This is a genomic window from Thiomicrorhabdus sp. (assembly GCF_963662555.1).
In the GTDB taxonomy this organism is placed as follows: Bacteria; Pseudomonadota; Gammaproteobacteria; order Thiomicrospirales; family Thiomicrospiraceae; genus Thiomicrorhabdus.
This window is the reverse complement of sequence record NZ_OY759719.1, coordinates 2,121,405-2,133,900: the sequence shown is the minus strand read 5'-3', so window position 1 is coordinate 2,133,900 and position 12,496 is coordinate 2,121,405. Positions and strand designations below refer to the sequence as shown.

The window sequence follows — 12,496 nt, the reverse complement described above, 5'->3', positions numbered from 1 at the left end:
GAAAGGCTATTTTTTATCTAAAAATCTACAAAGGTTTGGTAAAAACTCCCAATTTAGTGTGATTAAAGTTCCGTTTTTCGTAAAACTCAATCGCAGGTTGGTTAGCCAAGTCATATACCAGCTGTATTCTATTGCAACCTTGTTCTATTGCCCACCTCTGTATGGCTTCGATTAATTGGTGTCCTACACCATTACCACGGTATTTATTAGCAACAATTAAGTCTTCCATCCAGGCCGATTTTTGTCCTGTTGCGGTAGAGATTACCCATTGTGCTGTACACATCCCAACCAGTTTTTCATTGTCGCTTAAAGCGACAAAAGCACCGCAATTTTGGTCTTGAATAACAGCGGATAATCCAGCGTGGTGTTTCTCTGGTGAAAATTCAAAATCAACTTCTATTTCAAATAAAACTTTTAGTAACTGAATCATGTCTGGTATGTCTTTGCATTCAGCTGGTCTAATTTTCATTGTCGTTATCCTTAAATGGCAAGTTAACTTGCGGATTAGTGTTTAAGAATTATAAGTAATAAAAAAGGCCGCAAAGCGGCCATTTTTATAAAAGAGATCTTTGCATGTATGGAGCGCAAAGGTCTCTAAGGTAAGGTAGAAATTACTTTTGTGTAAATTCTGGGTAAGCTTCCATACCGCATTCTTCCCAATCCATACCTTCTTGTTCTTCTTCTTCCGTAGGACGAAGTCCAACTGTTTTCTTAATAATAAACAAGACAATCATTGAAGTAATAAACATCCAAGCAAATGTAGCAACTGTACCGACTAATTGTCCAATGAATGTTGCATCAGAGTTACTAAACAATACAGCGAAGATACCCCAGATACCAGCAGTACCGTGAACAGAGATTGCACCAACTGGATCATCTAATTTAAGCTTGTCCATGAATACCACAGATAACACTACGATCACACCACCAACAGCACCAATAATCATGGCTAAGCCTGGTGTAGGGGCAAGAGGTTCGGCAGTAATAGATACCAGGCCTGCTAAAGCACCGTTTAAAACCATTGTTAAATCTGTTTTACCAAACATAAATTTACTTAGAAGGGCAGCAGCAATCATCCCCGTTGCAGCAGCGGCATTAGTGTTTACAAAGATTTTTGCTACAGCATTGGCTTCATCAACGTTTGAAACCATAAGCTCAGAACCACCGTTAAATCCAAACCAGCCCATCCATAAAATAAACATACCTAAAGTAGCCATTGGTAAGTTCGCTCCAGGAATCGGTTGAACTTCACCTTTTGGTCCGTATTTACCTTTACGTGCACCCACCATAATGACAGCAGCTAATGCAGCAGCAGCACCCGCCATGTGAACCACAACAGAACCTGCAAAATCTTGGAAGCCTAATTGGTCTAACCAACCACCACCCCATTTCCAGTATCCTTCCATAGGATAAATAAATGAAGTCATAACAACTGCAAACACTAAGAAAGGCCATAGTTTCATTCTCTCAGCAACCGCACCTGACACAATAGACATGGTCGCTGCTGCGAATACAGCTTGGAAAATAAAATCAGACATACCTGAATAGTAAGGAGCATCATCTCCACCAGCTAAAACAGCTTCTACTGTATTGTCAGCACCTAATAAAAAACTTAAGTTTGGTAGGTAAGCACTTATTGCGTCGGCAGGGTACATTACGTTGTAACCAATGATTAAGTACATAGTGCAAGCAACACTGTATAACAATGCGTTTTTAGTTAAGATTTCAACTGTGTTTTTACTACGAACTAAACCTGCTTCCAGCATTGCAAAACCAGCCGCCATCCACATAACTAGCACGGCACTCATTAAAAAATAAAACGTATCCAATGCATAGGATAGTTGTAAAAAATTTCCTTCCATAATCTACTCCAAACTTTTAAAAACTATAATGCTGCATCACCAGTTTCTGAGGTACGAACCCGTACAGCTTCTTCTAATGGCAAAACAAAAATTTTTCCATCTCCTGTTTTGCCTGTTTTTGCATTGTTGACAATAGCCTCAATAATGCTCTCTAAAACATCATCTGGCACGGCTATTTCTAGTAAAACCTTTGGAACAAATGAGATTTGATACTCTGATCCTCGGTAAATTTCTTGATGACCTTTTTGGCGACCATAACCTTTAGCTTCTGTAACAGTAAGACCAAACTCTCCTAATGAAGATATAGCTTCGCGTACGTTATCAAGCTTATAAGGATTTATGATCGCTTTAATTAATTTCATGGTGCGACCCCTAAATACAAAAGATATAGAAAAATGAAATGAATCAAGCTTCTAATCAAATTGATTATTAGCTTGATTCAAGGTGGTATGGAACAAATACCAATGAGGATTAAGAACGTTTGGTGCCAAAAAAATTAAAAGATATTTAAATCAATATGTTAGGTGTGTTTTCATGGTTTTTTATTCCTTACAGGAATAAAAGTTGCACCATGGGAGGTTGGGATTTTCCTATTATGGTGCAGGCTGATTGTAGATTATGATGTTTAGAAATCGTATAGGTACTTCAATCAATTCTTCAGGACCGTGTGAAACTTTAGCATCGTAAGTTAGAGAGTCACCGGGTTTCATATGGTAGTTTTTTTTGCCGTGACGATAAATCATCTCGCCTTCAAGAAGGTACATAAAAACCGTACCTTCGTGACTAAATGTAGGAAAAACCTCACTTTTATTGTCCAAAGAGATAAGAAAGGGTTCAAAAGCTTTATTAGGTCCATTGTCATAAGCTAATAGGTGATAAGTGTGGCCTACTTTAGTTCCACGACGAACCACTTCCAATCTTTCATTGGATCGTATTAATTGTGCTTGGCTTTCTTCATTATCAAACTCTTTGAATAATGCAGATATAGGAATTCCAAGTGCTCTCGCGATTTTGAGAAGAGAATCTAAACTAGGCGAGACTTGACCATTTTCAATTTTACTTAACATTCCTCTACTAATGCCTGATTGTTCAGCTATATCAGCAATAGTAAGACTCTGTTTTTTTCTGGCTTTATTGATTGTTTTACCAATATGCAGGTCTAAGCTTTGTGGTTGTTTAGGAATCATGTCAATCTTTCAATTAGTGAATAAAGTTTACGTAATTATAACGCTAACTTATTCATATTTTGAATGATAAAGTTATATATTGAGTATAAATAAAGAGGGGATGACGTCATCTATTGGACATCTATACGCTTGCTATAAAGACGGGTATTTTGATTTATTGTATTCTAAATAGTAGAAAATACTGGTTATGATCTGTAACAAAAAGCAATAATTTACGGTGTTTTGTAACTTATTGCTTTTTTCTATTTTTTGTTTAGTTTTATTGGCTATTGGCCATAAAAAGGGCACTTTCTAAGCTAAGGCTTACTGACATAAAACCTGATTTATGGCAAAAAATAGTGTCAGTTAAACCGGTTACTTCATTCAGTTCAGTATCTCTTAAACCTCTAAACCTTTGAGGTAAGTGATTTTCTTGGCCATTACAGTACACACCAAATTGCTCTTCACTTCTTGGGTAAACGACGCGTTTTATTTCTGGATGTGAGGTAATGAAATCTTTAAAAGGTAAGTTTTTGTCTAATACTAAAATACCGTTTTCAACTGTTTTAGCATACTCTTCTAATTCCACTACGACTTCAGCCTCTTTTATCGCCGCCTTGATAAAATTATTGAGTATCTCAGTAGTAAACTCTATGGCTTTATTAAAAGCAATTTCTTGTTTCTCAGGCTCGTCAGAAGATTCGTTCATCATCGCAATAATTTGAGAAACTGATGGGCGAGGGTCATCTAAATACATGCCATTATCTACGGCATCAATATCGGCAATCAGTTTGTCATCTACCCATTGGGTTGCAAAAGCAACTTCATAATCACCTTTTAACCCTTTTATATTAAAAATGCGTTTGGCGTAATGTCGCCAAATTAGGCCTGCTGTAGCAAATGGGATTCCGTTGTCACGTTCTTCAGTAAAACTATTTTGGTGATGGTCAAAACGTAATGTTTCTGGATTGTATTCAGCACCAACATCCAAAACGATATCGGCTTGTTTAATAATCTCCTCGTCTCTAGTTCGAGTAATTTGACGCTTTTCAACCATTAGCACCATTGATATGGCAAAGACTTCGTCGGCATGAAAGCGACCTGAGTGAGTAACAAGCATGGATGTTCCCTTTAGGTATGTAAATAGTGGTTATTTGTTAAGGTTTTCTTGGTTTGTATTTTAGCGTATTTGTCGTCTATTTGGTTTATAAACGCTTTTATGTACTAGGGCTATTTTTATAAATACATATTTACCAGGCCTGGCATGCCCTGTGGCCATCTAAAACTTTGTAAGCATAGGGTAAGTCACAAAACTGTCATCTATTTGTTACTTAAGTTTTAAAAAACCTTTTTAGAATAAACGCAAGTTTTGAGTTTTGTTTAGATTCTATTGTTGAGATTCCTCTGCGGAGACTTATTAACATTTTGCTTGTATTGCATAGGTTTTAAGTGATTCGTATTGAGCAAGTAATTTGAACAATATTATCTAAACAAATGATATTTATTAGTTTTATATTTTAGGAAAACACTATGCGTTTATTTTCTTTATTTGCAGTAACGACTTTAACAGCTTCAATGGCATTAACTGGTTGTAATTCAACTGAAACAAAACAAGCAGAATCTAAGCCTGTCGCAAGTAAAGCGGCAGAAGTTACAGCAACTTCAATTACCTTGTTTGAGTCTCATGATGAAGGACGTATAAATATTTTTTACGATCTTCCAACTTTTAAAGGATATAAATCAGTTGGAGAAACCTCTTTTAGATTGACTCGTATTGGTGCTGGTCCAAATGGTGAAACGGTTGTATTTGGTTTGCCAAAAGAAGATAAGAAAAAAGGGGCAAACACACCTGCTGCTATGCTTTGGGATGGTAAAACAAGCTACGATAATTTTTACGGTGAAATCTATGCAAATAATCGAATCTATGTATTTGATAACAAAGATGACATGGATTTTGTTCGTAAAATTGGTGAGCCTACCTTTATGTTTACCGACATTGGTGCAGGACCAAATGGTGAGACAGTTGTATTTGTTTTAAACAAACAAAATAAAAAGAAAAAACCGGTTGATTTAATTGCAAAGTTTAAGGCAATGCATGCAGGTTCTTAGTAACTAAATTTAGCATTTAGTTGTATAAAAAGCCCGAATTTCGGGCTTTTTTTGTTTTTAAGGACTGAACTTATACCTTCTAATGACAGAGCCATAATTTAATGACTCATAGATAAAATACAGATATACTGAGAATGTTATAAATTCCAACCTTTTTAGTAATGTTAAGTGTGTAAAGTGAGTTTAAATGCCTGATTCAGTTGATTTAGAGCAGCTTATTTCTGTTATTTCTTTATTGCCTAATCCTGTGGTGATTAATAGATACCAAGAGTGTACAGATAGCGACTATTCAAGTGATGAATTTGTTTATGTAAACCCTGCCTTCGTCAATTCAATTGGTTACACCGTTGATGATATTCCAGATGATAAGACCTGGTTTGAAAAATCCTGCCCAGAAGAATCTTATAGAGACTATATTACCCATTCTTGGTATTCGTCTATGGAATCTAATCGAAAGAATCAAACAAAATTTACCTCTTTATCAGTCAAAATTCGTTGTAAAGATGGGGCTGATCGTTGGTTTCAGGTTACAGCGCATCCTGAAAAAAGAGTGGTTGGCGATTATCATTTAATTGTTTTTGTTGAAACCGATACTCCCGATGAGGTTATTCAATCTCTACAGACTAAATCTGAACGTTTATTTCAAAAAAACCAAGATTTAAAAATAAGTGAGCAGTTATTAGCTGAAACTCAGCGTATTGCCAAAATTGGTAGTTGGGAAATTAACTTGCTTGACGGCTCCCTAAAGTGGTCTGAAGAGATGTATCACATTTTGGGTGAGGACCATGAATCATTTCAACCTACGCTTGATAAATTTTATTCCAAGATTTCTGAAGAAGAAAAAAAATTAATTCAAGCAATGATTGAAAAAACAATCGAAACTGGCGAGCGTGTTTCAGTTAGAGAAAAAGTTCCTATTGGTGACAATGAAGATGATTTTGTCTATTTAGAAACATTTTTTGAAGCAATTTATGATGAAAATCATCAAGCAATAAAGGTTCTTGGTTCATCACTTGATATTAGCGATAAAGTCAACTTACAAAATCAAAGCAATGAATTGGCAGATTTAATCAGAGTTGCTCACCAAGAACTTTATATCGTTGACTACGACACCGATCGCTATTTATATGCTAATGAAAGTGCTTCTTTGAACACGGGTTATTCCAATGAAGAGATTTTGAGTTTTACGATATATGAACTTAATCCTATGCTTACACCCGAACACGTTAAACACCTTAAAGAGGTTGGCGATAATCTTAATAGAATGAGTAATATCTCTTTACATAAACGTAAAGATGGCACGACTTATCCCGTGCACGCCACTCTTCAGCGAGTTTCTTATAAAGGGAAAATGTGTTACGCCATTTTTGATGCCGATATTTCAGAATTACATGCGGTACAAGAGGCATTAAAAACGCAGTTAAATTTACTGCAAAAAATAGTCGATACTGTGCCAGTTAGAATTTTTTGGAAAGATTTAAACGGCTGCTATTTGGGAGCTAATAAATTATTCTTGCAAGATGCTGAACTAGAGTCTCAGGAAGATCTTATTGGAAAAACCGATGAAGATATGGTTTGGGCCAGTTCCAATGCAGAACAATATCGTAAAGATGATATTCAGGTTATGAGTACTGGCAAGCCACTTTTGCAATTTGAAGAAAACCAAATTAAAGGAAGAGGTAAAGACATTATTCTTTCAACATCCAAGGTACCTTTGGAAGGTGTAAATGGAGAAGTTATTGGTGTTTTAGGCACCTATGAAGATGTGACTCAACAACGCAAGAATGAACAAATGCTGATTAGCCAGCAAGAGAATTTGCACTATCAAGCTTATCATGATGCTTTAACAGGGCTGCCAAATCGTCTTATGTTAGAGGACCGGCTCGAGCATGCTATTCAACAAACAAAACGTCACAGACAAAAATTTGCACTTATCTTCTTAGATTTAGACCAGTTTAAACAGATTAATGACTCTATGGGGCATGATGTTGGGGATCAGGTTCTTCAAGAAGTGGGTAAAAAATTACATACCTGTATTCGAGACTCAGACACTCTTGCAAGAATTGGCGGTGATGAATTTACCATTATTATGAATGAAGTAGAGCAGTTAAATGACATCTCTATTTTTGCTAAGAAACTCATTGATATTTCTAAAGAGCCTGTATTTATAAAAGAACAAGTTTTTTATCTTTCTAGCAGTTTAGGTATAAGTGTTTACCCCAAAGATGGTCAAACAACAGAGGCATTGCTTAAGTGTGCAGACGCAGCAATGTATAGAGCGAAGGAACAGGGTAGAGACAATTTTCAATTTTATACCCGAGATATGACCTTAGCTGCCTTTGAACATGTTGCTATGCAAGCAAGTTTAAGGCAAGCGATCAATAAAAATGAATTCATAATTCACTACCAGCCACAAATTAATGCCGCAACCAATAAAATTGTAGGTATGGAGGCTTTAGTCCGCTGGATGCATCCCGCTTTAGGCTTAGTGGTACCCAATACCTTTATTCCTTTAGCAGAGGAGACGGGCTTGATTGTTGAGCTAGATAGGTTGGTCATGAAAACCGCTATGCAACAATGGTCCGACTGGCATCAACAAGGTATTGATCCAGGGATTTTATCTATCAACTTAGCGGCTAAACAACTTCAGAAAGCAGATTTTATTTACTATTTAAAAGATTGCCTAGTTCGTAGCCAGTGTAAGCCAGAGTGGTTGGTTTTTGAAGTGACTGAAAGCGATATTATGAAAAACCTAGAAGTCATCAATTCTTTACTGCTTGATTTGGGTGAAATGGGAGTGAAGATTGCGATTGATGATTTTGGTACTGGTTATTCATCGTTGTCGTATTTAAAACGTTTACCAGTCACCAAATTAAAAATAGATAGATCTTTCATTAAAGATTTGCCTAATGACGAAGAAGATTGCACCATTACTAAAACCATTATTTCTATGGCAGAGAGTTTAAGTTTAGAAGTTGTTGCAGAAGGTGTTGAAACCGTTGAGCAAAAAGACTTCTTATTACAGAACGGTTGTCAGTTAATACAGGGTTACTATTACTCAAAACCCGTTCCTTCTGAAGATATTCCGCTGATTATAAAACCTTGGTTATAAATTTTAAGATTAACTCACTTAAGATTAACCCAATTTTTAAAAATTTAAAAAGTGGGTTTTTTAAGCCATAGGTTGTGTGCGGATTTACAGATTAACGTTTATTTAATGGCAATAAATTGCTGCATTTTCGGTTTAACCGTTTTAAATTTTATAGGTGTTATGTCTGGTAAACCATTTTTAAATGGTGCACTTTTTTCGCCCTGAACAAGCGGCTTTAAGTAGTCTATAGCCTGTTGTGTTACATCCATTCCGTCTTCAGTTAGAAAGTGTTTAGGCACAGTTTTTTCTAGGTTAGCTACTTCAATTAATGGCACATTAATAAATTCAAAGGTAAATGGGGCTTCAGAAGTCACTTTTACAATTGGCAATACACCGTGTTCTCCTTTTATTGCCGCCATTACTGAGGCTTTACCTGCTTGGTAAGCAATTTGCCAGTCGGTTTCAGAGACTAAGTGACTTGCTGAGCGTTGGCAATAGTCAGGAACACTGTAATGCGTTTTGCTGTTTAAATGTTGCCCTACTAAGTGTGCAAGGGTTGAACCCACACCACCCAGTTGAATATAGTCTCGTTCATGAGTATGTTCAATTGTGGCAATAGAAATATATTCACCATTCTCATCCATTAACCCTTCTGATACCGCACAAACACAAAAACCTTTAGAGGCAACTAAGGCGTCTACTTTATCTAAAAAAGCCTGTTTATTAAACTTGCATTCAGCGGGTAAAACGATTAACGGAGCATCCGGGATAACTTCCTTTACCAGGCCTGCAGCAATAGTTAACCAACCTGTATTGCGCCCCATAGCTTCCATAATATAAAACTTGGTTGATGTTTGATACATTGACATTACGTCTAATGTGGCTTCTATAAAACTGGTTGCAACGTACTTTGCGGCACTCCCAAAACCAGGACTGCAATGAGAGATATCTAAGTCATTATCAACAGTTTTAGCTACGCCAACGCATATAACTGGGTGACCATTTTCACAACAATAGTCAGCAACTTTCTGAGCGGTAACCATTGAGCCATTACCACCGTTATACAAGAAATAGCCAATATCGTAAGTTTTAAATACTTCTAACACACGCTGATATTGCTCGGGGTTATGCTCTAAAGGATCAAGGTCAAAACGGCATGCTTGAAAAGCCGCTCCAGGTTGGTATTTAAGTTGGTCTATTGTGGCATCGTCAATATCAGACAAATCTACCAAATCTTCTTCAAGTACACCTTTAATACCATTAATAGCGGCGTAGGTTTTACCAAAAACGTTGGGGTGTTGTTGAATGGTTTCAAGCACTGCAGCAGCACTGGCATTAATTACGGCGGTTACTCCACCAGCTTGTGCATAAAGTATATTTTTAGGCTGTTGTGGTTGAGCTACATTCACGGTCATATTTCCTGAGTTATTTTTTTGAAAAAGAAGAGCGTTTTGTACGAGCTCACAAATGAGTAAAAATGGCTAAAATCTCACTGCTTTTGGTTTTAAAACTTGTTTCAACCATGATCCGTACAAAGCTTTCTAGAAAATTAAATTATAAAGAGAGTCAATTTGAATATTGCTAATTATTTATGAACAAGTACCACTTGTTGGTTTTGTATTTTTAATTCTACCAGACCTGTTAAAAGAGCAACCAGTGAATGGCCAATTAATTCTTCACGCCAACCTGTTAATAATGCTTGATTAGGATTTCTAACCAGTGAGAGTAAATCCGTTTTATTAATTAAATGATTCGCCATGATATTGTACTCAAGAGCAATCTGGTGAATATACGCATTAGCAAAATGCATTAAAACTTCTTCTTGAGGCGTCTCTTTTGTAGGCTTCGCTTCTTGCTTTGGTAAACTGTCTTGTGGAAGGTTAAATACTTCATCAATCAGTTCAATCCACTGTTCACCATACCCCTTAACTGACGAGGCCTTAATATTAGGCACTTTATATAATGCTTGCACGGTTTGCGGTGGTCGTTTGGCAATATGCACAATGACTTCATCACTCATAACCCATTTTTTAGGGCGGTTGTTTTCAATGGCAAACTCTTCTCGCCACTTAGCCAAGGTATTTACAATTGCCAACCCTTTGCCACGTAGTCCTTTGGTACCTTTGACTTTTTCGCCTGCCTTAAGAGGGTTAGGCTCATACAGTGATTTATCTAGCAGAGCGTTACAATCTTCTATCACCGCTTGCAGTTGAGTATCACTCAATTCTACAAGGTATTTTTCATAAAGCGGTGCTAAGTAGCGAACATCGTCTAAAGCGTATTCTATTTGTTTATCGGTTAATGGGCGATGATGCCAATTAGTTCGAGTTTGGCTTTTGTCTAATTTCGTATTGAGTTCGTTCTCAATAACTCGGGCAAATCCTGCAATATCGCCATGTTTTTTAAAAATAGCGGCGATTTGGGTATCAAAAATAGCGGCAGGCATTTGGTTTTGTAGTTGATACAACACCTCAATGTCTTGGCGAGCGGAATGAAATACTTTAACCACCGATGTATCGGCTAATAATTTTACAAGAGCATTAAGAGGCTGGTCACTTTCAGCGGTTTCTTTAATGGCGATAGGGTCAATAATCGCCGCTTGTCCTAAGCAATCCTGAATTTGTACCAAGCTTAATTCAGAAAAATAAGTATCAACGCGCACAAATTCTGTGTCAATCGCAATCCATGTGATGGTGGAATTTGCTAGAATCTGTTGGCAGTAGTCATTTAGTTGTGATTCAGTCAGAATCGATATATAGGCTTGATTTGTCATAGTCAGTCAAGTTTAAAAGTTAGTTACTATTAGAGCAAGGATAAATCAGTGAAACCGCAAAAAATACACATATTAGGCATTGCCGGAACCTTTATGGGTGGTATCGCCCAAATTGCCAAAGCCATGGGGCATGAGGTTACGGGATCTGATAAAGCGATTTATCCTCCAATGAGCACGCAATTAGAACAAGCGGGCATTGGCGTAATGGATGACGATTCAATTGAATTTTTAAAACACGAGCCTGATGCGGTTGTGGTGGGTAATGCTAAAAGCCGAGGTCACGTTGCAGTAGAAGCCACGTTAAATGCACAGCAAGTGTATACCTCAGGTCCACAATGGCTGGCAGAACACATTTTAAAAGATCGCTGGGTAGTCGCAGTTGCGGGTACGCATGGCAAAACCTCAACCGCCTCTATGGTGGCGTGGATTTTAGAGTTTGCTAAATTGAACCCTGGATTTTTAATTGGCGGCGTGCCAGAAAACTTTGGTGTTTCCGCCCGTTTAGGTGATTCGCCATTTTTTGTAGTAGAAGCCGATGAATATGACACGGCATTTTTTGATAAACGCTCAAAATTTGTCCATTACCACCCAAGAACCTGTGTACTTAATAACCTTGAATTTGACCATGCCGATATTTTTGATTCGGTCAAAGATATTCAAAAACAGTTTCATCACTTAGTTCGTACGGTGCCGGGCAATGGCTTGATTGTTATGCCTAATTATGAACCTAATTTAGATGAAGTCATCACACAAGGTTGCTGGACACCAATTGAAAAGCAAGGCTCAAGTGCTGAATGGAGTTATAAGCTTTATGAGCAAGATGGTTCTGAGTTTGAAGTGATGTTTCAAGGCAGTTGCTTAGGGCGTGTGGTTTGGCCATTAACAGGATTACACAATGTAAGAAACGCACTTAGCGCGGTAGCTGCAGCCGTTCATTGTGGCGTACCTGCACGTATAGCGGTAGAAGGGCTATCTAAGTTTACTGGGATTCGTCGCAGAATGACATTAATTGGCGAAGTTCAATCAGGTCCAAAGCAGGGCATTAAAATCTATGATGATTTTGCTCATCACCCAACTGCAATTGAAACCACTTTAAAAGGGGCGAAAAATCAACTGTCAAAATCTACCAGGCCTGGTAAATCTGGTAGATTGATTGCGGTGTTTGAACCTCGCTCAAATACTATGCGAATGGGGATTCATAAAGCGACTTTGCCGTTAGCTTTTAAAGAAGCCGATGCCGTCTATGCGTTTATTGATGATGATTGGAATTGGCAATTACCAACAGAACAATTTAGCCAACCTGTACACGTACAAAATAGCTATGAAGCTTTGTTAGAACAGTTAGTGAATGAATTACAACCTGGTGATACCGTTGTGATAATGAGTAATGGCAGTTTTGGTGGTATTCACCAAAATTTATTTACCGCATTACAAGAACGTTAAGGCCAATAAAGACTATGTGGGCATTATTAGAAATAGCCATCTTACTCTTAGT

Annotated in this window: 10 protein-coding genes; 3 read left to right on the top strand and 7 right to left on the bottom strand. The window is 37.4% G+C overall.

Annotation, left to right across the window (positions count from 1 at the left end; all coding sequences use genetic code 11):
* Window positions 1-25 precede the first annotated feature (25 nt).
* From ACORJQ_RS09530 to ACORJQ_RS09510, 5 genes are all read right to left on the bottom strand, one after another.
* Window positions 26-469, bottom strand: coding sequence for a GNAT family N-acetyltransferase (locus tag ACORJQ_RS09530; protein WP_321324007.1), 444 nt, complete (start codon window positions 467-469; stop codon window positions 26-28).
* A 142-nt stretch (window positions 470-611) separates the two neighbouring features.
* The gene (locus ACORJQ_RS09525; RefSeq protein WP_321324006.1) at window positions 612-1,862 is read right to left on the bottom strand and encodes an ammonium transporter AmtB; all 1,251 of its coding nucleotides are present in this window, start codon (window positions 1,860-1,862) and stop codon (window positions 612-614) included.
* A gap of 23 nt (window positions 1,863-1,885) precedes the next feature.
* Window positions 1,886-2,224, bottom strand: coding sequence for a P-II family nitrogen regulator (locus ACORJQ_RS09520; protein WP_321324005.1), 339 nt, complete (start codon window positions 2,222-2,224; stop codon window positions 1,886-1,888).
* A gap of 231 nt (window positions 2,225-2,455) precedes the next feature.
* On the bottom strand, window positions 2,456-3,049 hold the full coding sequence (locus ACORJQ_RS09515; RefSeq protein ID WP_321324004.1) for a type II toxin-antitoxin system RelB family anti-toxin: 594 nt from the start codon (window positions 3,047-3,049) through the stop codon (window positions 2,456-2,458).
* Window positions 3,050-3,308: 259 nt separating this feature from the next.
* Window positions 3,309-4,148, bottom strand: a complete 840-nt coding sequence (locus tag ACORJQ_RS09510) for an MYG1 family protein (protein ID WP_321324002.1) — start codon at window positions 4,146-4,148, stop codon at window positions 3,309-3,311.
* A gap of 410 nt (window positions 4,149-4,558) precedes the next feature.
* On the opposite strand from ACORJQ_RS09510, the gene ACORJQ_RS09505 reads away from it, so the two are divergent.
* Window positions 4,559-5,137 carry a hypothetical protein gene (locus ACORJQ_RS09505; RefSeq protein WP_321324000.1) on the top strand — a complete coding sequence of 193 codons (579 nt, stop codon included), beginning with the start codon at window positions 4,559-4,561 and terminating at the stop codon, window positions 5,135-5,137.
* 187 nt (window positions 5,138-5,324) lie between these two features.
* A complete protein-coding gene (locus tag ACORJQ_RS09500) occupies window positions 5,325-8,249 on the top strand; it encodes an EAL domain-containing protein (RefSeq protein WP_321323998.1) in 2,925 nt (974 codons plus the stop codon).
* Between the two features lie 98 nt (window positions 8,250-8,347).
* Here ACORJQ_RS09500 and ACORJQ_RS09495 read toward each other — a convergent pair whose 3' ends face one another.
* Window positions 8,348-9,637, bottom strand: a complete 1,290-nt coding sequence (locus ACORJQ_RS09495; protein WP_321323997.1) for a 6-phosphofructokinase — start codon at window positions 9,635-9,637, stop codon at window positions 8,348-8,350.
* Between the two features lie 176 nt (window positions 9,638-9,813).
* On the bottom strand, window positions 9,814-11,001 hold the full coding sequence (locus ACORJQ_RS09490; RefSeq protein ID WP_321323996.1) for a ribonuclease D: 1,188 nt from the start codon (window positions 10,999-11,001) through the stop codon (window positions 9,814-9,816).
* 48 nt (window positions 11,002-11,049) lie between these two features.
* On the opposite strand from ACORJQ_RS09490, the gene mpl reads away from it, so the two are divergent.
* Window positions 11,050-12,444 (top strand): UDP-N-acetylmuramate:L-alanyl-gamma-D-glutamyl-meso-diaminopimelate ligase, encoded by a 1,395-nt coding sequence (gene mpl, locus ACORJQ_RS09485; RefSeq protein ID WP_321323994.1) that lies wholly within the window; start codon window positions 11,050-11,052, stop codon window positions 12,442-12,444.
* The last annotated feature ends 52 nt before the right edge of the window (window positions 12,445-12,496 follow it).